The following is a 25521-nucleotide window of genomic DNA, read 5'->3' as shown; positions in this document are numbered from 1 at the left end:
CAATCCTGCCACGGACACGTCATCAACCGCAGCGCCGAACAGCACGGAAAGCGCACGCCGGGGCCCCGGCTGACACACTCTCAGCCATCAAGGACGGGGGCGCCGGACGGCGGCTCCAGGGGCCGGCACCCACCGGAAGAGCCGTGCCCGACCGGTCTCCAACAGGGCACAAGACGCCGGGACTTGGTCACCCCGAGGAACCCGGAGCGGCCCACCGGCCCGACCAGGCGCCGGGCCGGACCGCACCAGCCGCGGACGCCCCGGAAGCGGCCCGCACGCCGCCTTCGGACCCGTCCGCACCGAATCGGCGATCAGCCTTCGGTGAGCCCCGCCACCAGTTCGTCCGCCGCCGCGTACGGGTCGAGGTTCCCCGCCACGATGCGTTCGGCGAGCGCGTCGATGTGCCGGTCGCCGTGCAGATCGCCGATGCGCTCGCGCAGCCGTGTGACGGCGATCGTCTCGACCTCGTGGGCCGCACGGGCCGTGCGGCGCTCGGCGAGCACGCCGTGCTCCTCCATCCACGCCCGGTGCTTCTCCAGCGCCTCGACGACCTCGTCGATGCCCTCGCCCCGGGCGGCGACCGTCTTCACGATCGGCGGACGCCAGTCGCCCGGACCGCGGGACTCGCCGAGGCCCAGCATGTGGTTGAGCTCGCGCGCGGTGGCGTCCGCGCCGTCACGGTCGGCCTTGTTGACGACGTACACATCGCCGATCTCCAGGATTCCGGCCTTCGCCGCCTGGATGCCGTCGCCCATGCCGGGCGCCAGCAGGACGACGGAGGTGTCTGCCTGGGAGGCGATCTCCACCTCCGACTGGCCGACGCCGACCGTCTCCACCAGGATCACTTCGCAGCCCGCCGCGTCCAGCACCCGGATCGCCTGCGGGGCCGACCAGGCGAGGCCGCCCAGATGGCCGCGGGTGGCCATGGAGCGGATGTAGACGCCCGGGTCGGAGGCGTGCTCCGACATCCGGACCCGGTCGCCGAGGAGCGCGCCGCCGGAGAACGGCGAGGACGGGTCGACGGCCAGGACGCCGACCCGCTTGCCCGCCCGCCGGTACGCCGAGACCAGCGCCGACGTGGATGTCGACTTGCCGACTCCGGGCGAACCGGTCAGGCCGACGACGTACGCGTTGCCCGTCAGCGGCGCCAGGGCCGCCATCACCTCGCGCAGCTGCGGCGACGCCCCCTCCACCAGGGAGATGAGCCGGGCCACGGCCCTCGGCCGGCCCGCACGGGCCTGCTCGACCAGGGTGGGGACGTCCACCATCACCGCTCCGTTCACTCGCTGCGTGCTCTCCGTGTACTACGCCGTGTATTACGTACTACGTACGGCACGGCCGGGCCGTTCCTGCTCGGGAACCTCGGGTCCTGACTCTCGGGAACCTGCGGGTCCTACTTGGGCACACGGATGATCAGCGCGTCGCCCTGACCGCCGCCGCCGCACAGCGCCGCCGCCCCGGTGCCGCCGCCGCGCCGCTTCAGCTCCAGCGCGAGGTGCAGCACCACGCGGGCGCCGGACATGCCGATCGGGTGACCCAGCGCGATGGCGCCGCCGTTGACGTTCACCTTGTCCGGGGTGACGCCGAGGTCCTTCATCGACTGGACGGCGACCGCCGCGAACGCCTCGTTGATCTCGATGAGGTCGAGGTCCGCGACCTCCAGGCCGTCCTTCTTCAGGGCGTGCTTGATGGCGTTGGACGGCTGGGACTGGAGGGAGTTGTCCGGGCCCGCCACATTGCCGTGGGCGCCGATCTCGGCGATCCAGTCCAGGCCCAGCTCCTCGGCCTTGGCCTTGCTCATGACGACGACCGCGGCGGCGCCGTCGGAGATCTGCGAGGAGGTGCCCGCGGTGATCGTGCCGTCCTTGGTGAAGGCCGGGCGCAGCTTGCCGAGGGACTCCGTGGTCGTCTCCGGGCGGATGCCCTCGTCCTTGGAGAAGAGGACCGGGTCGCCCTTGCGCTGCGGGATCTCGACCGGGGTGATCTCGGCTTCGAAGATGCCGTTCTTCTGGGCGGCGGCGGCGCGCTGGTGCGAGAGGGCGCCGATCTCGTCCTGGTCGGCGCGGTTCAGCCCGAGCCGGGTGTTGTGCTTCTCGGTGGATTCACCCATCGGGATGTTTTCGTAGGCGTCGGTCAGACCGTCGTACGCCATCGAGTCGAGCAGCTCGATCGCGCCGTACTTGTAGCCCTCCCGGGACTTCGGGAGCAGATGCGGGGCGTTCGTCATGGACTCCTGGCCCCCGGCGACGACGACGTCGAACTCACCGGCACGGATCAGCTGGTCGGCGAGCGCGATCGCGTCCAGCCCGGACAGACACACCTTGTTGACGGTGAGCGCGGGGACGTTCATCGGGATGCCCGCCTTGACCGCGGCCTGGCGGGCCGGGATCTGGCCCGCACCGGCCTGCAGCACCTGGCCCATGATCACGTAGTCGACCTGGTCGCCGCCGATGCCGGCCCGGTCCAGCGCGGCCTTGATGGCGAAGCCGCCGAGATCGGCCCCGGAGAAGCTCTTCAGCGAGCCGAGGAGCCGGCCCATGGGCGTACGCGCGCCCGCGACGATCACTGAGGTGGTACCGGTCGTTCCTGACATGAGGCACGGCCCCTTGGGATGAGGAGTGAACGAGGGTTTACACGAATGTACTGAGCGGTACCTCGCCCGTCATCCCGCAGCGGGTGTGATCGCGCGCACGTTGCGTAACCATCGGTGGAGCGCTGCACTGGTTGCATGCTGACGCGAATCGACCACATCGGGATCGCCTGTTTCGACCTGGACAGGACCGTCGAGTTCTACCGCTCGACCTACGGGTTCGAGGTGTTCCACTCCGAGATCAACGAGGAGCAGGGCGTACGTGAGGCCATGCTCAAGATCAACGATACGTCCGACGGCGGTGCTTCCTACCTCCAGCTCCTGGAGCCGACCCGGGAGGACTCGGCCGTGGGCAAGTGGCTCGCGAAGAACGGTGAGGGCGTCCACCACATCGCCTTCGGCACCGCGGACGTCGACGCCGACGCGGCGGACATCCGGGAGAAGGGGGTCAGGGTGCTGTACGAGGAGCCCCGGACCGGGTCCATGGGGTCCCGGATCACCTTCCTCCATCCGAAGGACTGCCACGGTGTCCTGACCGAACTGGTCACGTCCGCAGCGGAGCACTGACCTCCGGATACCCGGCCCGGTAGAGTGGGCAGTTCCGGGCCGGGGCCGGGTCGGGGCCGCGCCGCGTCCCCAGCCGTTGATCTGTCACCATTCCCCGGGGGACCGTTCACCGGTGAACGGTACTCGTTGGAGAGTTGCGACCAGGGGACGGATGGGACCGCGCAGTGCGGGGCTACGAACGCCAGGAGAGCCACCGAGCTGAAGACGACCATCTCTCGCGGTTCGAAGCCGAGATGGACCGGCTGAAGACCGACCGGGAGAAGGCCGTCCAGCACGCCGAGGACCTCGGTTACCAGGTCGAGGTCTTGCGCGCCAAGCTGCACGAGGCTCGGCGCAATCTCGCGACCCGTCCCGCCTACGACAGCGCGGACATCGGCTACCAGGCCGACCAGCTGCTCCGTAATGCCCAGATCCAGGCCGAGCAGCTGCGGACGGACGCCGAGCGGGAGCTCCGTGACGCCCGTGCGCAGACGCAGCGCATCCTGCAGGAGCACGCCGAGCACCAGGCGCGGCTCCAGGCCGAGCTGCACAACGAGGCCGTGCAGCGACGCCAGCAGCTCGACCAGGAGCTGGCCGAACGCCGCCAGACCGTCGAGTCCCACGTCAACGAGAACGTCGCCTGGGCCGAGCAGCTCCGGGCCAGGACGGAGTCCCAGGCCCGCCGGCTGCTGGAGGAGTCCCGTACCGAGGCCGAGCAGTCCCTGGCGGCGGCGCGCGCCGAGGCGGGGCGGCTGGCGGAGGAGACCCGGCAGCGGCTCGGTTCCGAGGCGGAGTCGGCCCGTGCCGACGCCGAGGCGATCCTGCTGCGTGCCCGCAAGGACGCCGAGCGGCTGCTGAACGCCGCCTCCAGCCAGGCGCAGGAGGCCACCAGCCACGCCGAGCAGCTGCGGACGTCGACGACGGCGGCGACCGAGCAGACCCGGCAGCGGACCGCCGAGCTGAACCGGGCCGCCGAGCAGCGCATGCAGGAGGCCGAGACCCGGCTGCGCGAGGCCCGGCTGGAGGCCGAGAAGGTCACCGCGGAGGCGAAGGAGGCCGCCGTCAAGCGGCTGGCCGCCGCCGAGTCGCAGAACGAGCAGCGCACCCGTACGGCCAAGTCGGAGATCGCCCGGCTGGTCGGCGAGGCCACCAAGGACACCGAGACCCTCAAGACGGAGGCCGAGCAGGCGCTCGCCGATGCCCGTGCCGAAGCGGACCGGCTGAAGTCCGAGGCGTCCGAGCAGGCCCGCACGGCGGCCGCCGAGGACGCCGCGGCCCAGCTCGCCAAGGCCGCCAGGGCCGCCGAGGAGGTGCTGACCAAGGCGTCCGAGGACGCGAAGTCCACCACCAGGGCGGCGGGCGAGGAGGCCGACCGGATCCGCCGCGAGGCGGCGGCCGAGGCGGACCGGCTGCGCGGCGAGGCCGCCGAGCAGGCCGATCAGCTCAAGGGCGCGGCCAAGGACGACACCGAGGAGTACCGGGCCAAGACGGTCGAGCTGCAGGAGGAGGCGCGCAGGCTGCGCGGCGAGGCCGAGCAGCTGCGCTCCGAGGCGGTCGCCGAGGGCGAGCGGATCCGCGGCGAGGCCCGCCGCGAGGCCGTCCAGCAGATCGAGGAGGGCGCCAGGACCGCCGAGGAACTGCTGGCCAAGGCGAAGACGGACGCCGAGGAGCTGCGCGGCACCGCGGGCGCGGAGAGCGAGCGGGTCCGTACCGACGCGGCCGAGCGGGCCGGCGCGCTGCGCAAGCAGGCCGAGGAGGCCCTGGAGCGGGCCCGTGCCGAGGCCGAGCAGCTGCGTACGGAGTCCGAGGAGCAGGCCCGGTCCACCACCGCCGAGGCCGAGCAGGCGGCGGCGGGGCTGCGCGAGGAGACCGAGCGCGCGGTCGCGGCCCGGCAGGCGGAGGCGGCCGAGAAGCTGACCCGGCTGCACACCGAGGCCGAGACCAGGGTCACCACCGCCGAGCAGGAGCTCACGGACGCGCGCGCCGAGGCGGAACGCATCCGGCGCGAGACGAACGAGGAGTCCGAGCGGCTGCGCGCGGAGGCCGCCGAGCGGCTGCGGGCGCTGCGGGAGCAGGCGGAGACCGAGGCGGAGCGGCTGCGCGACGAGGCCGCGGCGGATGCGTCGCGGTCGCGCGCGGAGGGCGAGTCCGCCGCCGTACGGCTGCGCGGTGAGGCGGCCGCCGAGGCGGAGCGGCTCAAGTCCGAGGCACAGGAGAGCGCCGACCGGGTACGTGCCGAGGCCGCTGCCGCCGCGGAGCGGGTGGGTACGGAGGCCGCCGAGGCGCTGGCCGCCGCGCAGGAGGAGGCGAACCGGCGCCGCCGGGAGGCCGAGGAGACCCTCGACGCGGCGCGTGCCGAGGCGAACCAGGAGCGCGAGCGGGCCCGCGAGCAGAGCGAGGAACTGCTCGCCTCCGCCCGCAAGCGGGTCGAGGAGGCGCAGGCCGAGGCGCACCGCCTGGTCGAGGAGGCGGACAGCCGGGCGACGGAGCTGGTCTCCACTGCCGAGCAGACCGCCCAGCAGGTACGGGATTCGGTCAGCGGGCTGCAGGAGCAGGCCGAGGCGGAGATCGCCGGGCTGCGCTCCACCGCCGAGCATGTCGCGGAGCGGACGAAGTCCGAGGCGCAGGAGGAGGCGGACCGGCTCCGCGCCGACGCGCACGCCGAGCGGGAGCGGGCGGGCGAGGACGCGGCCCGGATCCGCCGGGAGGCGCAGGAGGAGTCCGAGGCCGCGAAGGCGATGGCCGAGCGGACCGTCTCGGACGCGATCGCCGAGTCGGAGCGGCTGCGGGCGGACACCGCGGAGTACAGCCAGCGGATGCGTACCGAGGCCTCCGACGCGCTGGCCTCGGCCGAGCAGGACGCGGCGCGCAGCCGGGCCGAGGCCCGCGAGGACGCCAACCGGATGCGTTCCGACGCCGCGGCCCAGGCCGACCGGCTGGTCGGCGAGGCGACGAGCGAGGCCGAGCGGGTCCGTACGGAGTCGACGCAGCAGGCCACCCGGCTCGTCGAGGAGGCGACGCAGCGGGCGAACGGGCTGGTCGACGGGGCGACGCAGCAGGCGGCCCGGGCGACGGACGAGGCCGCCGACGCGGCGGAGCGGCTGCGTGCGGAGGCGGCGGCCACCGTCGGTTCGGCGCAGGAGCACGCGGCCCGTACCCGCGAGGAGTCGGAGCGGGTGCGCGCCGAGGCGGAGGCGGCGGCCGAGCTGATGCGTGCTCAGGCCCGCGAGGAGGCGGACCGGCTGCTGGACGAGGCGCGGGAGGCCGCGGCGAAGCGCCGGGCCGATGCCGCCGAGCAGGCGGACCAGTTGATGGACAAGGCGCAGGAGGAGGCGCTGCGCGCCGCCACCGAGGCCGAGGAGCAGGCCGACACGATGGTCGGCGCGGCCCGCAAGGAGGCCGTGCGGATCACCTCGGAGGCGACTGTCGAGGGCAACTCCCTGGTGGAGCGCGCCCGTACGGATGCGGACGAGTTGCTGGTCGGCGCGCGCCGGGACGCCACCGCCATCCGGGAGCGGGCCGAGGAGCTCAGGACCCGGATCGAGAGCGAGATCGAGGAGCTGCACGACCGGGCCCGGCGGGAGACGTCCGAGCAGATGAGGACGGCGGGCGAGCGCGTCGACAACCTGATGAAGGCGGCGACCGAACAGCGCGACGATGCGGCGGCCAAGGCCAAGGAGCTGCTGGCGGACGCGAATTCGGAGGCGAGCAAGGTCCGGATCGCGGCGGTGAAGCGGGCCGAGTCACTGCTGAAGGAGGCCGAGCAGAAGAAGGCCACGCTGATCCGCGAGGCCGAGAAGCTGCGGGCCGACGCCGAGACCGAGGCGAAGCGCACGGTGGACGAGGGCAAGCGCGAACTCGATCTGCTGGTGCGCCGGCGCCAGGACATCAACACCGAGATCTCCCGTGTCCAGGACGTGTTGGAGGCACTGGAGTCGTTCGAGACACCGGCCGTCGGCGGCAAGGGTGGCACTTCCAGCGGCGGCGTCAAGGCCGGGGCCTCGGCGGGCACTCGGTCGAGTGGCAAGTCGTCCGATGGGTAGGCGCCCCGTCAGCTCCCGTGCTTCGTCAGGAGCGTTCAACCCTCCGAGTGGCAAGAGTTACGGTGGGTCAGCCACTCGAAAGAGGTGTCATTCTCCAGATCAAAAGGGCATCCGCTCGATGACACGCCGTCCGCACCCCTAGGATTCCCTCTAACACCTCACCGGTCTCATTCGACAGGAACCCCATGAGCGACCCTTCCTCCCCCTTCGGCTTCGAGCTCGTGCGACGTGGATACGACCGCGGTCAGGTGGATGACCGCATTACCAAGCTCGTCGCCGACCGTGACAGTGCTCTCGGCCGCATCACGTCTCTGGAAAAGCGCATCGAGGAGCTCCACCTCGAAACGCAGAACGCCCAGGCCCAGGTGAACGACGCGGAGCCGTCGTACGCCGGTCTCGGCGCCCGTGTGGAGAAGATTCTCCGCCTGGCCGAGGAGGAGGCGAAGGACCTGCGTGAGGAGGCCCGTCGCGCCGCCGAGCAGCACCGTGAGCTCGCCGAGTCGGCCGCCCAGCAGGTGCGCAACGACGCCGAGTCGTTCGCCTCCGAGCGCAAGGCGAAGGCCGAGGACGAGGGCGTCCGGATCGTCGAGAAGGCCAAGGGCGAGGCCGGCACGCTGCGTGCCGACGCCCAGAAGGACGCCGCGCAGAAGCGTGAGGAGGCGGACGCCCTCTTCGAGGAGACCCGCGCCAAGGCCGCCCAGGCCGCCGCGGACTTCGAGACCAACCTGGCCAAGCGCCGCGACCAGTCGGAGCGCGACCTCGCGTCCCGTCAGGCCAAGGCCGAGAAGCGCCTCGCCGAGATCGAGCACCGTGCCGAGCAGCTCCGCCTGGAGGCCGAGAAGCTCCGTACGGACGCCGAGCGCCGGGCCCGTCAGACGGTGGAGACGGCACAGCGCCAGTCCGAGGACATCGTGGCCGACGCGAACGCGAAGGCCGACCGGATCCGCAGCGAGTCGGAGCGCGAGCTGGCGGCGCTCACCAACCGCCGCGACTCGATCAACGCCCAGCTGACCAACGTCCGCGAGATGCTGGCGACGCTGACCGGTGCCGCGGTGGCCGCCGCCGGCACCCCCGCCGACGACGAGCCCGTCACCCGCGGCGTTCCGGCCCAGCAGACCCGCTGACCCCGGAGTACCGCAGTCGTACGGCCCGTGTACCCCTCGCGCGCCCGGCTCCGCCCTTGTGGTGGCGCCGGGCGCGCGGCCGTTCTAGCGTGAACGCATGATCGAGCTTGATGGCCTCACCAAGCGCTTTGGCAACAAGGTTGCCGTCGACCGGCTCTCGTGCCGCGTCAGACCCGGAATGGTGACCGGCTTTCTGGGGCCCAACGGGGCGGGCAAGTCCACGACGATGCGGATGATGCTCGACCTCGACAACCCGACCAGCGGTTCGGTGCGCATCGACGGCAAGCACTACCGCGACCTGAAGGAACCCCTCAAATACATCGGTGCGCTGCTGGACGCCAAGTCGATGCACGGCGGACGCAGCGCGCACAACAACCTGCTCTGCCTCGCCCAGAGCAATCGCATCCCGGAGAGCCGGGTCGCGGAGGTCCTGGACACCGTCGGCCTGACCGCGGTGGCGAAGAAGAAGTCGAAGGGTTTCTCGCTCGGCATGGGCCAGCGGCTCGGCATCGCGGCCGCGCTGCTCGGCGACCCGCAGGTGCTGCTCTTCGACGAGCCGGTCAACGGCCTCGACCCCGAAGGCATTCACTGGATCCGCAATATGATGAAGGCACTCGCCGCGGAAGGCCGGACGATCTTCGTCTCCTCGCATCTGATGAGCGAAATGGCACTCACCGCGGACCACTTGATCGTGATCGGTCAGGGCAAGCTGCTCGCCGACACCTCGATGGCCGATTTCATCCACCAGAACTCCCGCAGTTACGTACGGCTGCGCTCCCCGCAGCAGGAGCGGCTGCGCGATGTGCTGCACCAGGAGGGGCTCGTCGTGGTCGAGACGGGGAAGGGCACGCTGGAGATCGACGGCGCCACCACCGAGGCGCTGGGCGAGCTCGCCGCCCGGCATCAGATCGTGCTGCACGAGCTGAGTTCCCAGCGGGCCTCCCTGGAGGAAGCGTTCATGCAGATGACGGCGGATTCGGTGGAGTACCACGCACACTCCGAGCTCGCCGAGGCGCCGCCTCCCGTGGGCCCGCACTGGGACGATCCGTACAGCCGGCAGACACCCTCCGGAACCGGGAAGGGGGCGTGACGACGATGGCATCGGTACCCGCGGTCCTGACCTCCGAGTGGACCAAGATCCGTACGGTCTCGTCGACCGTCTGGACTTTGATCTCCGCGTTCGTCGTCACCGTCGCGATGAGCGCGGCGCTCTGTGCCCTGATGAACGCCCAGTTCAGCGACCTGCCCGTGACGGAGCAGGCCACCTTCGACCCGACGCTCATCAGCTTCTCCGGCATGGTCCTCGGACAGCTGGCCATGGTCGTCTTCGGTGTGCTCGTGGTCGGTACGGAGTACAGCTCGGGCATGATCCGCACCTCGCTGGCGGCCGTACCGCAGCGTGGTTCGTTCCTCTTCAGCAAGATCGCGGTGGCCGGTGTGCTGGCCCTGGTGGTCGGCATCGTCACCAGCTTCGTCTCGTTCTTCCTCGGGCAGGCCCTCCTCGGCGATCACCGCACGGACATCGGCGCCGAGAACGTCCTGCGCGCGGTCGTCGGCGGCGGCATCTACATGGGCCTCATCGGGATCTTCTCCATGGGGGTGGCGACGATGCTGCGCAGTTCCATGCTGTCGCTCGGCATCCTGATGCCGTTCTTCTTCCTGGTCTCCCAGATCCTGTCGGTGGTCCCGGGCGCGAAGAAGGTCGCCCGTTACTTCCCCGACCAGGCCGGGTCCAAGATCATGCAGGTGGTTCCGGACGCCATGAACAGCAATCCCGCTCCGTACGGGCCGTGGGGCGGGCTCGGCATTCTGCTCGCCTGGGTGGTGGCCGCGCTGGTCGGCGGCTATCTCGTACTGAAGAAGCGCGACGCGTGACCGGTGGGCGGGACGGGTGACCGCAGTGCTCCGGGAGTGCGTGTCCCGCCCCGGAAGCGCTCCGTCCGCTCCGACGCAGGGGATGCGCTCGCGCGACGACTTGGCCGGAACCGTCAAGGCCTGGATATCCTCCTAACTCTTACGGGGGTGTGCGGCCTGATGGCCCGGGCCCCGACGACAGACAGAAGTCGATGGGGCTGGAGCATGATCGAGGCAGTCGGCCTGACCAAGCGCTACGGTGCGAAGACGGCCGTGCACAACCTTTCCTTCCAGGTGCGGCCGGGCGCCGTCACCGGATTCCTCGGTCCCAACGGGTCGGGCAAGTCCACCACCATGCGCATGATGCTGGGCCTGGACCGTCCGACTTCCGGTCATGTCACGATCGGCGGCCACCCCTTCCGCAGCCTGCCGAACGCCCCGCGTCAGGTGGGCGCGCTGCTGGACGCGAAAGCGGTGCACGGCGGCCGCAGCGCCCGTAACCACCTCCTCTCGCTCGCCCAGCTCGCCGGGATCCCGGCCGCCCGGGTCGACGAGGTGCTCGGCGTCGTCGGTCTGCACGACGTCGCACGCAAGCGGTCCAAGGGCTTCTCGCTCGGCATGGGCCAGCGGCTCGGCATCGCGGCGGCGCTGCTCGGCGACCCGAAGGTGCTGCTCTTCGACGAGCCGGTCAACGGCCTCGACCCCGAAGGCATCCTCTGGGTCCGCAATCTGATGAAGACGCTGGCGTCGGAGGGCCGTACGGTCTTCGTCTCCAGCCATCTGATGAGTGAGATGGCACTCACCGCCGACCATCTGATCGTGATCGGCCGCGGGCAGCTGCTCGCCGACATGAGCGTCAAGGAGTTCATCTCCGCCAACTCGGCCGACTTCGCCCGGGTGCGGGTCGCGGACGGTGTGCGGGAGCAGCGGGAGAAGCTGACCGCCGCACTCACCGAGGCGGGCGGCCAGGTCATGCCTGAGCCGGACGGGGCCCTGCGGGTCACCGGTCTGCAGCTGCCGCGGATCAGCGATCTGGCCCACGAGTCGGACGTCCGGCTGTGGGAGCTCTCGCCGCACCAGGCCTCGCTGGAGGAGGCGTACATGCGGATGACGCAGGGCGCCGTGGACTACCGCTCGACGGCGGACCAGAAGGTGGGGCTGCAGCAGCCGGTGCCCGGCGGGTACGGGTACGGCCAGCAGCCCGGCTACGGGCCGCAGCCGGTGCCGGAGATGCCGCAGCAGGGCTGGTACGCCCCGCCGCCGCCCGGACAGAACCCGTACGCGGAAGCCCCGGCTGCCCCTGCCGCTCCGGTCGCACCCGCCCCGGCGGCGCCCGCCGCAGCCCCCGCAGACCTGACCAAGAGCGAGACCAGCGAGGACGCCCGATGACGACACCGCCGCCGCAGGCGCCGTACCAGCAGCCCCCCGCCCCCGCCGATGCCCCGCAGCAGAACTGGCAGGACGCCTCGGCCGGGCTCTACGCCTCACCGATCCCGCTGCACGCCGCCACCCTCGGTGACGCGCTCGCCTCCGAGTGGACCAAGATCCGTTCGGTGCGCTCCACGATGTGGACGCTCGGCGTCCTGATCGTGCTGATCCTCGGTTTCGGCGTGACGACAGCGGTCCTGCTCAACGTGACCAAGGCCCAGATCGACACCGTCCCGAAGCTGAGCTTCGGCTTCTTCGGCGTACTCCTGGGCTCGATCTGTGTGATCACGCTCGGCGTGATGACCATCGCCTCCGAGTACGGCACGGGCCTGATCCGTACGACGCTCACGGCCTGCCCCAGCCGTGCCCGGGTGCTCACCGCCAAGGCGATCGTCTTCTTCCTGCTCACCTTCACGATCACGACCGTGGTGACCACGGCGGTCGCCGCGGTGCAGTCGGCCATGCTGGACGGCAGCGCGCCCACCGGGGACGAATGGCTGCGCGCCACGGTCGGCGTCGGCCTCTACATCGCGACGCTGGGGCTGCTCTCGCTGGCGATCGGTGCGCTCATCCGGCACTCCGCGGGTGCGATCACGATCATGATCGGGGTGGTGCTGCTGCCGCTCGTGCTGGCCCTGTTCATGTTCACGAAGTCGCTGGCCCGCCTGCAGCAGGCGCTCTTCGAGTACTCGATCCCCAGCCAGCTCAGTGCCTTCTACGGCACCTCGGTCGGCGGATCGGGGCCGTCCGGCTGGGGTCCTCTGTGGATCATGCTCGGGGTGACCTCCCTGGCCATGCTCGGCGCGTACGTCACGCTGGAGAACCGCGACGTCTGACCGCTCGCCGGCCCGGCCGCTCGCCGAGCTCAGTACCGAGGCGCGTTCCTGGACCGCTGCACCTGTGTGGTGCGGCGGTCCTTCGCGTTCCAGCAGGCCTTGTGCCAGTGCCTGCGGTCGTCGATCCCGCCGTATTCGGACCAGGCCACCAGGTGCGGGACGCCGGACGGGATCTCCTGGTCGCAGCCGGGGCAGCGGTAGCTCTTGCCGGCCGCGCTCGCGCCGCTGACCGGGCGTACCGTCCACTCCTCGCCCCGCCACTCCTCGCTGCGCCCCCCGCCGCCGTACCGGGCCCCCGGCTCCGCTGTGCTGTCGTGGGGACTCTCGCCGCCTCGGGGGCGGTTGCGGCGCGGGGACACGTGACACCTCACGGGGCAGGCTGGGCAGTTCCGTCCAGCCTAGGGCCATTCGGCCGAGCCCCGCGTCCGGCACCGCACAGGGCGGCGCCCCGGGCGGGGTGAGTTACCGGAAAATCGCAACAACCTGCCGGTGGACCGTGCCTTTGGCACGTGTCAGACGTTGTTGCGGGTAGGGGAGAGCCCGCGTCGGCCGCAAGGAGGCAATTGGCGATGCGCGTGGGAACGTTCGTACTGGCAGCCCAGTTTCCGGGACAGGGGCCCGGTGAAGCGCTGCACCGCGCGATCCGGTCCACCGAGGTCGCGGAGGAATCCGGCCTCGACTCGGTCTGGCTGGCGGAACATCATTTCGTGCCGTACGGGGTCTGCCCGTCCGCCGTCACGCTGGCCGCGCTGCTGCTCGGCCGCACCCGGAGAATCCGGGTGGGTACGGCGGTGAGCGTGCTGCCGACCCAGCATCCGGTCGCGCTCGGCGAACAGGCCGCGCTGCTCCACCTCACCAGTGGCGGCAGATTCACGCTCGGCGTCGGCCGGGGCGGCCCCTGGGTGGATCTGGAGGTGTTCGGCGGCGGCCTGGAGGCGTACGAGAAGGGCTTCCCGGAGTCCTTGGAGCTGTTGCTCCGCTGGCTGACCGAACCCCGGGTCGCGGGCAACGGGGAGCGCTACGGCTTCCGCGAGGTGGCGGTGGTCCCCCGGGCCGACGAACTGCTCGGCCAGAACGGCGGCGAGACCCCTGGCGGCCCCGAGGTGGTCGTCGCGTGCACCTCGCCGAAGACGGTGCGGCTCGCCGCGGAGAACGGTCTGCCGATGCTGCTCGGGATGCACTGCGGGGACGAGGAGAAGGCCGAGATGGTCGCCCTGTGGCGCTCCGCCGCGCTCGCCGCCGGACGCTCGCCCGAGAGCGTCCGGGAACCCGGACATGTGTCCGCAGGGGTGGCCCAGATCGCCGACGGTACCGAGGACGCCGTGGAGACGCTCGTGAAGACGATGCCCGGCTGGCTGCGACAGGGCCTGGACGCCCATGTGACGGTCGACGGCCGGCACCGGGTGATGCGCGACCCGGTCGCCTATACGGAGCTGCTGTGCGGCCTTCATCCGGTGGGCCCGCCCCGGCTCGCGGCCGACCGGCTCGCCGCCACCGCCGAGCGGACAGGCATCACCCGCTTCGCACTCCTGGTGGAGGGTTCGGGAGATCTGGCGGCCACGGAGGAGAACGTAACGCGGCTGGGCACCGAAGTACTGCCACTGCTCACATGACACGTCGTAAGAGGCAAGGGTACTGCCGCCCCGGAGCCAGTTGCATCTCCCGCGGCCCGGAGCGGCAGCAGAAGCGTTAGGGCCTGTCCGGCGGATCAGGGCCGGGGGCACGACGCCTGGCACGGCACCTCGCGGCGTTGCCGAAACATCCGAATAGCTCCTTCCCCAGGCTCTCAACTCCGTTCGAGCAGGGGAGGCCCCATTTCAGGACGCTCCGGCGCCTTGCGATGCACCGCACCGGACGCCGCGCCCTGTCCGGCCCTGATCCACCGGACAGGCCCTAGCAGTCCCGTAGTTCGGGCGACTGATTGAGCAACTGGCCCCTCACCGAGGTGAATCGGGCCAGCCGCTCGTCGACCGAGGCATCCAGCGGGAACACCGCGACGCGGTGGCAGTTCTGGAATGCCAGACGCACCCCGAAGTGCCGCTGCAGAGCGCCGCGTATCGCATCACTCGCGAGCGCGCGCAGCAGCTGACCACGTGCCTGCTCGTCCGGCGGGGGCGTCTGGTTGTCGGCGAACTCTCCGCCGTCGACCTTCAGCTGAGCCACCAGAGAGCTGATCATCTCCCATGCGTAGGGCAGGGAGGTCCGGACGCAGTCGACGAAGTCGGCTTCGTCGACCTCGCCTCGCTCGGCCTGTTCCAACAGCGCCGGTGAGACGTCGAGCGACATGGGTTCTCCTCTCGCGACCCCGACGACGGGCCGGGGCCTTACGGGCAGGGAAGGAGGACGGCGACGCAGCGTGCACACACGGCGACCTCCTGCTTACACCGTAAGGGCGCAGTCCTGGCCGCACCAGGAGATTGGGAACACAACCGGCCAATAACGAAGAGGAGCAAAGAGGGGCAAGGCCGGAAGCCCTCGGCCCGGTGATCGCGGGCGGAAGGGGGGAGAATCGCGTGGAGCACCCGTCGTCGAGTAGCGTTGCCGACCATGCGTCTCGTCATCGCCCGCTGCTCCGTGGACTACGCCGGCCGGCTCACGGCCCACCTGCCCTCCGCTCCCCGTCTGATCCTGGTGAAGGCGGACGGGAGCGTGTCGATCCACGCCGACGACAGGGCGTACAAACCCCTCAACTGGATGTCACCGCCCTGCACCCTCAAGGAGGGCACGGACGACACCGCGGGCATCTGGACCGTGGTGAACAAAGCGGGCGAGAAACTGATCATCACGATGGAGGAAATCCTCCATGACTCGTCCCATGAGCTGGGTGTCGACCCGGGCCTCATCAAGGACGGCGTCGAAGCGCATCTGCAGGAACTGCTCGCCGACCGGATCGAGACACTCGGCGAGGGCTACACCCTGATCCGCCGTGAGTACTTCACCGCGATCGGACCCGTCGACATCCTGTGCCGCGACGCCGACGGGCAGACCGTGGCCGTGGAACTGAAGCGGCGCGGCGACATCGACGGCGTGGAGCAGCTGACCCGCTATCTGGAGCTGCTCAACCGCGATCCCCATCTCGCCCCCGTGAAGGGCATCTTCGCGGCGCAGGAGATCAAGCCGCAGGCGCGGGTGCTGGCGACGGACCGCGGAATCGGCTGTGTGATCCTCGACTACGACGCGCTGCGCGGCATCGAGGACGACAAGCTGCGGCTGTTCTGACCTTCTCCGCGCCTTCTCGGAACGCCCTCGAAGCTGTCCTTCGAGCTTCGTCTGCGAACTTCTTCTCCGAGCCTCGTCCCTGAACTTCGTCGAACGCCGGACGTGTACGTCACGTCCGGCGTTCGACGTCTGCGGGGGCGGTTCAGACCACCGCAGGACTGCTGTCCGCACTCGCTGCCGCCGGTGACGACGACGTCAAGGAGGGCCCGCTCGCCGAGTCGGACGTGTCGGGTTCGGTCGGCTCGGGCTCGGTCGCCGGGTCCGTCGGGCTCGGGGAGACGGTGTCCGACGGGCTCGGGGGCGGGCTGCTCGGCTTCGTCGGCGTGGGCTTCGTCGGGCTGGGCGACTTGCTCGGCCCGGTCGGCCCGTGCGACGACGGCTTGTCGCTGGACGGCTCGGCCGACGACGGGGTGTCGCCCGGCTCCGCCGAGCCACCGGACGGCGTACCGCTCCCGCTCGGCGTGACCTCGCTGCCCGACGGGCCCGGCGTCTCCACGCCGCCGCCGGCCGCCGGGCCCGCGGGGGCCGAATCATCCGTCGGCCCGTCGCCCGGGACCTCGTTCCCGCTGTCGTCCCGGCCCACCGACTCCTCGCTCGTGACCCCCGGATTCCCCTTCGCATCGCCGCCGGAGGTCAGCCCCAGCACCACCACCGTGCCGAGCACACCGGCCAGGAGCACGCCCGCGCCCGCCGCGACGGAATTGCGACGGGCCTTGCCCAGCACCGCCAGGCGGCCTCCCCGCGCACCTCCGGTGGCCGAGGGGGCGCTCTGCCGGGCTATCACCGCGGTGGCCTCCTCGTACGGCCGCGACAGCGTCTGCGTCACGCCTGTCGTCGGACCGACGGGCGGCCGCACCGGCTCTTCCGGCCACGGGACCGGCACCTCATCGCCCACCGGCGCGAGGACGTCCGGCAGCGGGCCACCGGAACGGTCCGCGACCAGAGCGAGCGCGCGCCGCCCGACCACCGCACCGGACTTGTCGGCGAGCGCCCCGCGCATGCTGATCGAGGTCTCCAGCTCCGCCCTGGCCCGGTCCGGATTGCCGGCGCAGAGCGCGAGAACACCCAACTCATGGTGGAAATACGCCTCTTCGGCGACCTCTCCGGCGATCCTGGCCGCCTCCTGACCGAGCCGCAGCGCCCTCTCCCAGGCGCCCCAGTGCAGTCCGGCAGCGAAGGCGGGAGAGGCGCTGCGGGCCAGCAGCACGGCCGCGCTGGTCTGCCCCGCCCCGTCGCCGGGGACAAGCTGTGCCATGGCCGCGACGACGGCGTCGGCCTCGGCGGTCACCCGTGTGGAGGTGACCGAGGGGTGACCGGCCCACCAGGCGTAGTGCTGGGCCGCCGTCCGGGCCCGGTCGGTGGTGTCCTCGCCGTATCCGGCGGCCGCCAGCTGGGCGGCGACTCCGGCGGCCAGCCGGTAGCGGGGGCCGGCCGGGGAGAGCAGTCCGCAGCCGGCCAGCTCACCGAGCGCGGCGTCGGCGTGGGTGTCCCCCACGAGCGCCGGCAGATGCGCCTGGTGCGGCACCTCGCCGCCGAGTGCGACCGCGAAGCGCAGGGTGTCGCGGGCGGGCCCGCTCAGCCGCGAGGCGAGCAGCGCGGCGGGCGCCGCGCCCTCGCCGAGGCTGGGCAGCGGTATGTGGACGCCGTCGATGTCCTCGTCGTGCCCGAAGGGTGCGTCGACGGACCGGAAGTCGAGGCCGTCGTACGCCTCGGGGTCGGTGCGCAGCATGTCGCGCTGGCGCAGCAGGGCTCCCGCCTGGACGAAGCGGCGCGGCAGCCCCTCCGACTCGAACCAGAGGTCTCCCGCCCAGTTCGCCTCCTCGTCGGTGAGCGGTCGCTCGACGACATGCTCCAGCAACTCGAGCGTGGAGCCGCGTCCGAGGCCCGCGAGCAAGACCTCTTCGAGGTGCGAGTCCGCGGTGGGTGCGGCGACATCCGGAGTCGTCGCGAACAGGAAGGCGCACTCGGGCGTGGCGTCGAGCAGCTCCTCCAGGGCGGCCCCGCCGAATTCAAGGTCGTCGAGCACGACGACGGCGCCGATGGTCCGGACCCTGTCGAGGAGACCGGCGCGGTCGGGCCGGTGCAGCGGCGCCTCGTACACGGCCTCGAAGAGCCCGTACAGCAGGTCGGTGGCGGTCCGCTTGTGGCCGCAGAGCCGTACGACCCCGTCCGGCGCGAGGTCCGCACAGTCGGCGGCCACGGCGTCCAGCAGTGCCGTACGGCCGGATCCGGCCGGTCCGGTGAGCCGCACCGAGCGGCCGCGGGCCAGCAGGCGCACCAGCCGTTCGCGTTCTTCCGCGCGCTCCAGGAGGGGCAGTTGCGGGGCGGGCGGCCCCGGCGGCACGGGCGGTGCGGTGGCACGTTCGCGGTCGGTGCGCTCGGCCGCGGTGCGCCGGGCCGGCGGGTCGGGCTGCTCCCCCGGCGGGCACAGCTCGACCTCGCTGCCGTCGACCGGGTTGACGGTGAGGAGGTAGTCGCCCGATACGAGCCGGACGATGCGCGCCTGCTGCGGCGTTTGCTGGCCGAAATCCGGCGCAATGGGGCCTCCCCTGCCCGAACGGAGCTGAGAGCTCGGGGATGCATCGCGGGACGGCCGGCGCCGGCCGTCCGCCTCACCGAAGCCGTCGTTGTCCCGGCCGTACTCTTCCGGCCCCCGGTGTGTCGGGTCCATCGCCAAAGCCCCCAGACGCGTCGCGCACGATTGCCCCTCCCGGCCTCGCACGCCCTGCTGTCGCTTCTGGTCCGGTGTCCGCCCGGTGGGTTCCGTCAATCGGCGGACGGCCGAACCCTAAACCGTCGCACGGTGTCCCCGCACAGTCGGGGGGCCACGCCGTCCGAAGCGGGCGTTCTCGTACGGAATGTGCACCGCCGGTCACGCCGCGCGGCCGGGCCGGACCGGCCCCTATACGCGGGGCAGGGCGTCCGCGGCGATCCCGCCTTCGATGGCCAGGATGCGGTGCAGCCGGGTCGCCACCAGCAGGCGCTGCATCTGCGGCGGCACACCGCGGAGCACCAGCCGTCGTCCGGCCCGTCCGGCCCGGCGGTGCGCGCCCATGATGACGCCGAGTCCGGTGGCGTCCCAGGAATCCAGCTCGGTCAGGTCGAGCACCAGGTCGCCGACCCCGTCGTCGAGGGCCGAGTGCAGGACCGTACGGGCGTCCGCCGCGCTTCGGACGTCGAGGCGGCCTCCGACGACCAGCTCGGCGTGGTCGCCCCTGATGTGCATATGCGCTCCCCGGGAATACTCCGTAGCAAGGTTCGTCTGTCTGTTCTGTCTTTCCCCAACTGACTGCGGCAGCGACAGGGAAGTTGCCGTCTGTAAGCGAACCGATACCGAATTCACTCCGTGGAGTGACCGAGGCCCGGCGCGGATCCGCGCGGATCCGCTGATTCCGGGTAACTCCCCCCGGTCTCCGGGCCTGACCGACGGCAGATCAGGCAACCGGAGGACCGAAAACGATCAGTACGTGTAGAAGCCCTGCCCGCTCTTGCGGCCGATGTCACCTGCATCCACCATCCGGCGCATCAGCTCCGGCGCGGCGAACTTCTCGTCCTGCGACTCGGTGTAGATGTTGCTCGTCGCGTGGAGCAGGATGTCGACGCCGGTCAGGTCCGCCGTGGCCAGGGGCCCCATGGCGTGGCCGAAGCCCAGCTTGCAGGCGGTGTCGATGTCCTCGGCCGAGGCGACGCCCGACTCGTACAGCTTGGCGGCCTCGACGACGAGCGCCGAGATCAGCCGGGTGGTGACGAAGCCGGCCACATCGCGGTTCACGACGATGCAGGTCTTGCCGACGGACTCGGCGAACTCCCGTGCGGCAGCGAGGGTTTCGTCGCTGGTCTTGTAGCCGCGTACGAGTTCGCAGAGCTGCATCATGGGGACCGGCGAGAAGAAGTGCACACCGACGACCCGCTCGGGGCGCTCCGTCACGGCCGCGATCTTCGTGATCGGGATGGCGGAGGTGTTGGAGGCGAGCACGGCGTCGTCCCGGACGATCTTGTCGAGGGCCCGGAAGATCTCGTGCTTGACCTCCAGCTTCTCGAAGACGGCCTCGACGACGACATCCGCGTCGGCGACCGCGTCGAGGTCGGTGGTGGTGGTGATGCGGGCGAGCGCGGCATCGGCGTCGGCCGCCGCCAGCTTCCCCTTGGAGACGAACTTGTCGTACGAGGCCTTGATGCCGTCGCGTCCACGGGTCAGGGCCTCGTCGGTGACATCACGCAGCACGACGTCCCAACCCGCCTGGGCGGAGACCTGCGCGATGCCGGATCCCATGAGTCCGGCTCCGATGACGGCGAGCTTCCTGGCCACGTGTACACCTCTCGGTTTCTGTTCGCCTCTGCAGCTGGTCCCTGCACGGCCGGTCCTCACGCTTGTTCACATGCTCTCCGGCGGAGATTAGTACCCGCGAGGGGCCCTGGGGCCGTGAAGAGATGCGCGTCACGTCTCACATGACGGACATCACACCGGGACACGTCATTCGGCGGCGCTCCGGGCGCAGTTGAGGACCTTCTCGCACCGCGGGCGTCCTCCGCCGGGCCGGTGCGTGACCAGTGCCCCTCCCGGCAGGCTTTGCCCCGTCGCGTCACTAGGCTGGCAGCATGGTCAATCTGACACGTATCTACACCCGCACCGGCGATCAGGGCACCACCGCCCTCGGCGACATGAGCCGGACCGCCAAGACCGATCTACGGATCTCCGCGTACGCCGACACCAATGAGGCCAATGCCGTCATCGGTACCGCGATCGCGCTCGGGCAGCTCTCCGAGGACGTCGTGAAGGTTCTCGTCCGTGTGCAGAACGACCTGTTCGACGTGGGCGCGGATCTGTCGACGCCGGTCGTCGAGAACCCGAAGCACCCGCCGCTGCGGGTCGAGCAGAGTTACGTCGACAAGCTGGAGGCGGACTGCGACCACTTCCTCGAACAGCTGGAGAAGCTGCGCAGCTTCATCCTGCCGGGCGGTACGCCGGGGGCGGCGCTGCTGCACCAGGCGTGCACCGTGGTCCGGCGGGCGGAGCGGTCCACGTGGGCGGCGCTGGAGGTGCACGGCGAGGTGATGAACGCGCTGACGGCGACGTATCTCAACCGGCTCTCCGACCTGCTGTTCATCCTCGCGAGGACGGCGAACAAGGAGGTCGGCGACGTGCTGTGGGTACCGGGCGGCGAGCGGTAGCCGCGGCGTGCCGAAGGCGCCGGACGGGTGCGGTCCCGAGCCCGTCCGGCCTCTCAGCGCCCCGCCGGCTCCCGTTTCGGGAACACCGTGTAGCTCCCCGCGATGACCACGTTGATCCCGATCACGAACAGCATCTTCTGCTGCCACGCCTGGAGCGACGTCACGTCGCCGTCCCCGCCCACGTACCAGACCGCCGCCTGGAGCAGCGCCAGCGCGACCGTCGCCGCGACCGTCCAGCGCGCCGCGACCCGCCACTCGTGTACCGCCCGGGCCATCCCGTATCTCGGCGGCTTCACCGGCGGCGGGCCGCCCGCGAAACGGTGGGCGACCCGGGCGTCCACCCACCGGATCGTGGAGTGGCCGAGCCCCACCGTGAAGCCGATGTAGACCGCGGCGAGCCCGTGCTTCCAGTCGGGCTCGGCCCCGTTCTTCAGGTCGATGGCCGTCACCACCAGGAGCACGACCTCCAGCAGGGGCTCACACAGCAGCACGGCCGCTCCCAGGCGCGGCTTCTTCGCCGGGTACCGCAGCGCGAGCCCCGCGGCCAGCAGCACCCAGAAGGCGACTTCGCAGAGCACGATCAGCGTGACGATCACGGCACTTCTCCTTCCCGTTGCCTCCAGCCTTCCGGCCGAGGTGCCCAAAATCGTCGTCGGCAGTGACGAACCGCGACTGCATCCTTCGATGTACTCGTGCCTCACCCCCGGTAGGGAGGTCCGGGGCCGGGCCGCCGTGTTGGATGGGAGGGTGTTCTCCTTCGCCCGGCCGCACCGCCACGACGTGCTCATTGCCGCCACCGGTCTCTTCGGCGGTCTGTTCCTGTGGGTGCTCGGGCTGCACATGCAGGGCGACCGGACCTTCGTCGCTCCGTGGGTCTCCCTGCTGCCGCTCGCCGTCGTCTCGGGGCTCGAACTGGTACGCAGGAACGCCCCGCAGGCGGCGCTGGTCATCGGCACGCTCGCGCTGGTCGCGGACCAGTTCACGGTCGGGAATCTGGCGACGGTGATGATGTTCACCGACCTGATGTACGCGGCCGTGCTGTACGGGACACCGTCCGCCGCCCGTCGCATCCCGGTGACCACCTTCCTGATCACGGTCGCGGTCACGATCGGGTTCCTGGCGTGGTTCCGCAATCCCCAGGCGCTGCTCATCGGCGTCATCACCGGGGTGGTCTCGTTCGGGCCCGCCATCACCGGGGTCAGCGTCCGCAACCACCGCGACGCCGCCGAGGCCGCCCTGCTGCGCGCCGATCAGACCGCGCTGCTGTCCGAGATGGACCGTACGCAGGCGGTGACCGCCGAGCGCACCCGGATGGCCCGCGAGCTGCACGACATGGTGGCCAACCATCTTTCCGCCATCGCCATCCACTCCACCGCCGCGCTCTCCATCGACGAGCCGGACACCTCGCGCGAGGCGCTGGGCGTGATCCGCGAGAACAGCGTCGAGGGTCTCGCCGAGATGCGCCGGCTGATCGGGCTGCTGCGTACCGGCGGCGCGAACCCGGAGCCGAGCGCCTCACCGACGCTCGCCTCACTGGACGCGCTGATCGAGCAGGCCCGTACGAACGCCGCGGCGAGCGGTCTGACCTGCGTCTTCGAGGACGTCCGCGGCGAGCGGGGCCCGCTGCCCGCGCCGGTCGAGCTGGCCGCGTACCGGATCGTCCAGGAGTCGCTGACGAACGCGCTCAAGCACGCCGTGCCCGGCCCGGTGGTGGTGCGGCTCGGGTGGGCCGGGCCGCTGCTCGCCGTGGAGGTCAGCAGTGTGTTCGGTGACCGTGCCGGGCCGCGCGCGCCCGGGTCGGGGGCCGGTCTGGTGGGCATGCGGGAGCGGGTGGCGCTGCTGGGCGGAGCGATCGAGGCGGGTTCGGTGCGCACCGGCGATGGAACGAGGATCTGGCGGGTACGGGCCGAACTGCCCGTGGCGGAAGGGAGTGTGAGGGCATGACGATCCGGGTGGTGGTCGCCGAGGACCAGTCGGCCGTCCGTGCGGGGCTGGTGCTCATTCTGCGCAGCGCGCCGGACATCGAGGTCGTGGGCGAGGCCGGGGACGGTGAGGAGGCGGTGCGGCTGGCGCGCGAGCTGCGGCCCGATCTGGTGCTGATGGATATTCAGATGCCGCGTCTGGACGGGGTGTCGGCGACCGGACAGGTGGTGGCCGAGGATCTCGCGGACGTGCTGGTGCTGACGACCTTCGACCTGGACGAGTACGTCTTCGGGGCGTTGCGGGCAGGGGCAGCGGGCTTCCTGCTCAAGAACACCGATGCGCGTGATCTGCTCGAAGCGGTACGTACGGTGGCACGCGGCGAAGGGCTGATCGCCCCGGCCGTGACGCGGCGTCTGATCGCGGAGTTCGCGGGGACCACCCCCGTACGGTCGGTGAACGCGCCCGATCCGGCGGTGCTCGACGCGCTCACCCGGCGGGAGCGGGAAGTGCTCGGCTGTCTGGGCGCGGGGCTGTCGAATGCCGAGATCGCGGTCCGGCTCTCGATGGCCGAGGCGACCGTCAAGACGCACGTCAGCAGGTTGCTGGGCAAGCTGGAGCTGCGCAGCCGGGTCCAGGCGGCAGTACTTGCGCAGGAGTTGGGCATCTGAGGTTTAGCTCCGAACTTTGGTCTGGACCTCTTGACGATTGGTCCAGACCTTCTTAATCTCACCGAGCACACTGCGGTGAGTGCGCCATGACAAGGCGCACTCAGGGCGGCGCAGGGTTTGCAGTCCACGGACCACCCCCGTTTGTCCGGACCTCACCCGAGGAGCACCGTTGAGCACTGAAACCCCCCTACGCCGGCCCCGATTCGGATTCGGGACCGGCAGAGCCACCAGATCCAGAGCCGTCGCGGGCCTCACCGCACTGCTTCTCCCACTCGCCGCGATGGTCGGCCTGGCCTCCCCCGCCGAAGCCGCCACCTCGGCAACCGCCACGTACCTCAAGAAGTCCGACTGGGGCAGCGGCTTCGAGGGCCAGTGGACGGTGAAGAACACCGGCACCACCGCCCTCTCCTCCTGGACCATCGAGTGGGACTTCCCCTCGGGCACCGCGGTAGGCTCCGCCTGGGACGCCACCGTCACCAGCTCCGGAACCCACTGGACCGCCAAGAACGTCGGCTGGAACGGCTCGGTCGCACCGGGCGCCAGCGTCTCCTTCGGCTTCAACGGCACCGGCTCCGGCGCCCCCACCGGCTGCAAACTGAACGGCGCCTCCTGCGACGGCGGCAGCGTCCCCGGCGACAACGCCCCCTCCGCCCCGGGCACCCCCACCGCGAGCAACATCACCGACACCTCGGTCAAGCTGAGCTGGACCGCGGCGACCGACGACAACGGCATCAAGAACTACGACGTGCTGCGCGACGGCGCCGTCGTCGCCACGGTCACCGCTGCGACGTACACCAACACCGGTCTCACCGCGGGCACGGACTACTCGTACACCGTGCAGGCCCGTGACACCGCTGACCAGACCGGTCCGGTCAGCGGCGCGGTCAAGGTCCACACCACCGGTGGCGGTGGCAATCCCGACCCCGGCACCGGTGGCAAGGTCAACCTCGGATACTTCACCGACTGGGGTGTCTACGGCCGGAATTACCACGTCAAGAACCTGGACACCTCGGGTTCGGCCGCGAAGATCACGCACATCAACTACGCCTTCGGCAATGTGACCGGCGGCAAGTGCGCGATCGGTGACTCCTACGCCGACTACGACATGGCGTACACCGCCGACAAGTCCGTCGACGGCGTCGCCGACACCTGGGACCAGCCACTGCGCGGCAGCTTCAACCAGCTGCGCAAGCTCAAGGCGAAGTACCCGAACATCAAGGTCCTGTGGTCCTTCGGCGGCTGGACCTGGTCCGGCGGCTTCGGTGAGGCCGCGAAGAACCCGGCCGCGTTCGCCCAGTCCTGCTACGACCTGGTCGAGGACCCCCGCTGGGCCGATGTCTTCGACGGCATCGACATCGACTGGGAGTACCCCAACGCCTGTGGGCTGACGTGTGACACCAGCGGCCCGGCCGCACTGAAGGGCATCACCTCGGCGCTGCGCACGAAGTTCGGCAGCAACAACCTGGTGACGGCCGCCATCACCGCCGACGCCTCCGCCGGTGGCAAGATCGACGCCACCGACTACGCGGGCGCCGCCCAGTCGCTGGACTGGTACAACGTGATGACGTACGACTTCTTCGGTGCCTGGGACGCGAAGGGCCCGACCGCCCCGCACTCCCCGCTCACCTCCTACAGCGGCATCCCGCAGGCCGGCTTCAACTCCGCCGACGCCATCGCCAAGCTGAAGACGCAGGGCGTCCCGGCCTCGAAGCTGCTGCTCGGCATCGGCTTCTACGGCCGCGGCTGGACCGGCGTCACCCAGGACGCGCCCGGCGGCACCGCCACCGGAGCGGCCCCCGGCACGTACGAGGCCGGCATCGAGGACTACAAGGTCCTGAAGAACAGCTGCCCCGCGACCGGCACCGTCGCCGGTACGGCGTACGCGCACTGCGGCACCAACTGGTGGAGCTACGACACCCCGGCCACCATCGCCACCAAGATGACCTGGGCGAAGGGCCAGGGCCTGGGAGGCGCGTTCTTCTGGGAGTTCAGCGGTGACACCAGCAACGGCGAACTCGTCGGCGCGATCAGCAGCGGTCTGAAGTAGTCCCCCACTCAGTACCGCGCACCACCCCGAAAAGCAGCCGGGGAGACAGGTCCGCCCCCTGTCTCCCCGGC

Annotated in this window: 21 protein-coding genes; 13 read left to right on the top strand and 8 right to left on the bottom strand. The window is 70.9% G+C overall.

Going from position 1 to position 25521, the window contains the following annotated elements:
• Nucleotides 1-311 precede the first annotated feature (311 nt).
• Nucleotides 312-1268, bottom strand: coding sequence for a methylmalonyl Co-A mutase-associated GTPase MeaB (meaB, locus tag ACFVV1_RS03520; RefSeq protein ID WP_389983734.1), 957 nt, complete (start codon nucleotides 1266-1268; stop codon nucleotides 312-314).
• Between the two features lie 125 nt (nucleotides 1269-1393).
• Entirely contained in the window at nucleotides 1394-2593 is a 1200-nt protein-coding gene (locus tag ACFVV1_RS03515) for an acetyl-CoA C-acetyltransferase (RefSeq protein ID WP_389983731.1), read from the bottom strand.
• A gap of 135 nt (nucleotides 2594-2728) precedes the next feature.
• On the opposite strand from ACFVV1_RS03515, the gene mce reads away from it, so the two are divergent.
• The 7 genes from mce to ACFVV1_RS03480 all read left to right on the top strand — a co-directional run bounded on the left by mce (nucleotide 2729) and on the right by ACFVV1_RS03480 (nucleotide 12421).
• Nucleotides 2729-3157 (top strand): methylmalonyl-CoA epimerase, encoded by a 429-nt coding sequence (gene mce / locus ACFVV1_RS03510; RefSeq protein WP_266748626.1) that lies wholly within the window; start codon nucleotides 2729-2731, stop codon nucleotides 3155-3157.
• 164 nt (nucleotides 3158-3321) lie between these two features.
• Entirely contained in the window at nucleotides 3322-7179 is a 3858-nt protein-coding gene (scy, locus tag ACFVV1_RS03505) for a polarized growth protein Scy (protein WP_389983728.1), read from the top strand.
• 185 nt (nucleotides 7180-7364) lie between these two features.
• A complete protein-coding gene (locus tag ACFVV1_RS03500) occupies nucleotides 7365-8303 on the top strand; it encodes a cellulose-binding protein (RefSeq protein WP_389983725.1) in 939 nt (312 codons plus the stop codon).
• A gap of 97 nt (nucleotides 8304-8400) precedes the next feature.
• The gene (locus tag ACFVV1_RS03495; protein ID WP_389983722.1) at nucleotides 8401-9393 is read left to right on the top strand and encodes an ATP-binding cassette domain-containing protein; all 993 of its coding nucleotides are present in this window, start codon (nucleotides 8401-8403) and stop codon (nucleotides 9391-9393) included.
• Between the two features lie 5 nt (nucleotides 9394-9398).
• Nucleotides 9399-10178, top strand: a complete 780-nt coding sequence (locus ACFVV1_RS03490) for an ABC transporter permease subunit (protein WP_389983719.1) — start codon at nucleotides 9399-9401, stop codon at nucleotides 10176-10178.
• 204 nt (nucleotides 10179-10382) lie between these two features.
• Nucleotides 10383-11546 (top strand): ABC transporter ATP-binding protein, encoded by a 1164-nt coding sequence (locus tag ACFVV1_RS03485; RefSeq protein ID WP_389983716.1) that lies wholly within the window; start codon nucleotides 10383-10385, stop codon nucleotides 11544-11546.
• A complete protein-coding gene (locus ACFVV1_RS03480) occupies nucleotides 11543-12421 on the top strand; it encodes an ABC transporter permease subunit (protein WP_389983713.1) in 879 nt (292 codons plus the stop codon). The genes ACFVV1_RS03485 and ACFVV1_RS03480 overlap by 4 nt, the downstream gene beginning before the upstream one ends.
• 29 nt (nucleotides 12422-12450) lie before the next feature.
• Here ACFVV1_RS03480 and ACFVV1_RS03475 read toward each other — a convergent pair whose 3' ends face one another.
• Entirely contained in the window at nucleotides 12451-12780 is a 330-nt protein-coding gene (locus ACFVV1_RS03475; protein WP_389983710.1) for an ATP/GTP-binding protein, read from the bottom strand.
• A 210-nt stretch (nucleotides 12781-12990) separates the two neighbouring features.
• Between ACFVV1_RS03475 and ACFVV1_RS03470 the strand changes: the two genes are divergently transcribed.
• Nucleotides 12991-14034: an LLM class flavin-dependent oxidoreductase gene (locus ACFVV1_RS03470; protein ID WP_389983708.1), complete on the top strand. Its 1044-nt coding sequence runs from the start codon at nucleotides 12991-12993 to the stop codon at nucleotides 14032-14034.
• 280 nt (nucleotides 14035-14314) lie between these two features.
• On the opposite strand, the gene ACFVV1_RS03465 is transcribed toward ACFVV1_RS03470, so the two are convergent.
• A complete protein-coding gene (locus ACFVV1_RS03465; protein ID WP_030971516.1) occupies nucleotides 14315-14707 on the bottom strand; it encodes an SCO5389 family protein in 393 nt (130 codons plus the stop codon).
• Between the two features lie 261 nt (nucleotides 14708-14968).
• On the opposite strand from ACFVV1_RS03465, the gene nucS reads away from it, so the two are divergent.
• Nucleotides 14969-15640 (top strand): endonuclease NucS, encoded by a 672-nt coding sequence (gene nucS / locus ACFVV1_RS03460; RefSeq protein ID WP_389983705.1) that lies wholly within the window; start codon nucleotides 14969-14971, stop codon nucleotides 15638-15640.
• Between the two features lie 142 nt (nucleotides 15641-15782).
• Here the strand turns inward: nucS and ACFVV1_RS03455 are convergent, their stop codons facing one another.
• The 3 genes from ACFVV1_RS03455 to ACFVV1_RS03445 form a co-directional block, all read right to left on the bottom strand.
• Complete coding sequence (locus ACFVV1_RS03455) at nucleotides 15783-18311, bottom strand: ATP-binding protein (RefSeq protein ID WP_389983702.1); 2529 nt, start codon at nucleotides 18309-18311, stop codon at nucleotides 15783-15785.
• 231 nt (nucleotides 18312-18542) lie between these two features.
• On the bottom strand, nucleotides 18543-18866 hold the full coding sequence (locus ACFVV1_RS03450; RefSeq protein ID WP_389983700.1) for an STAS domain-containing protein: 324 nt from the start codon (nucleotides 18864-18866) through the stop codon (nucleotides 18543-18545).
• A gap of 234 nt (nucleotides 18867-19100) precedes the next feature.
• Nucleotides 19101-19949: a 3-hydroxyacyl-CoA dehydrogenase family protein gene (locus ACFVV1_RS03445; RefSeq protein ID WP_389983698.1), complete on the bottom strand. Its 849-nt coding sequence runs from the start codon at nucleotides 19947-19949 to the stop codon at nucleotides 19101-19103.
• Between the two features lie 290 nt (nucleotides 19950-20239).
• Here ACFVV1_RS03445 and ACFVV1_RS03440 point away from each other — a divergent pair, with 290 nt between their 5' ends.
• Nucleotides 20240-20812, top strand: coding sequence for a cob(I)yrinic acid a,c-diamide adenosyltransferase (locus ACFVV1_RS03440; RefSeq protein WP_389983696.1), 573 nt, complete (start codon nucleotides 20240-20242; stop codon nucleotides 20810-20812).
• A 53-nt stretch (nucleotides 20813-20865) separates the two neighbouring features.
• Here the strand turns inward: ACFVV1_RS03440 and ACFVV1_RS03435 are convergent, their stop codons facing one another.
• Nucleotides 20866-21408 (bottom strand): hypothetical protein, encoded by a 543-nt coding sequence (locus tag ACFVV1_RS03435; protein WP_389983693.1) that lies wholly within the window; start codon nucleotides 21406-21408, stop codon nucleotides 20866-20868.
• 151 nt (nucleotides 21409-21559) lie between these two features.
• On the opposite strand from ACFVV1_RS03435, the gene ACFVV1_RS03430 reads away from it, so the two are divergent.
• The 3 genes from ACFVV1_RS03430 to ACFVV1_RS03420 all read left to right on the top strand — a co-directional run bounded on the left by ACFVV1_RS03430 (nucleotide 21560) and on the right by ACFVV1_RS03420 (nucleotide 25450).
• Nucleotides 21560-22756: a sensor histidine kinase gene (locus ACFVV1_RS03430; RefSeq protein WP_389983690.1), complete on the top strand. Its 1197-nt coding sequence runs from the start codon at nucleotides 21560-21562 to the stop codon at nucleotides 22754-22756.
• Nucleotides 22753-23403 carry a response regulator gene (locus ACFVV1_RS03425; RefSeq protein ID WP_389983686.1) on the top strand — a complete coding sequence of 217 codons (651 nt, stop codon included), beginning with the start codon at nucleotides 22753-22755 and terminating at the stop codon, nucleotides 23401-23403. Before ACFVV1_RS03430 ends, ACFVV1_RS03425 begins: the two co-directional genes overlap by 4 nt.
• Before the next feature lie 169 nt (nucleotides 23404-23572).
• The gene (locus tag ACFVV1_RS03420; protein ID WP_389983682.1) at nucleotides 23573-25450 is read left to right on the top strand and encodes a glycosyl hydrolase family 18 protein; all 1878 of its coding nucleotides are present in this window, start codon (nucleotides 23573-23575) and stop codon (nucleotides 25448-25450) included.
• Nucleotides 25451-25521 lie beyond the last annotated feature (71 nt).

The sequence above is a fragment of the Streptomyces sp. NPDC058092 genome, from assembly GCF_042884935.1.
In the GTDB taxonomy this organism is placed as follows: domain Bacteria; phylum Actinomycetota; class Actinomycetes; order Streptomycetales; family Streptomycetaceae; genus Streptomyces.
Note: the sequence above shows the minus strand (reverse complement) of the source record. Positions and strands in the feature narration are given on the sequence as shown.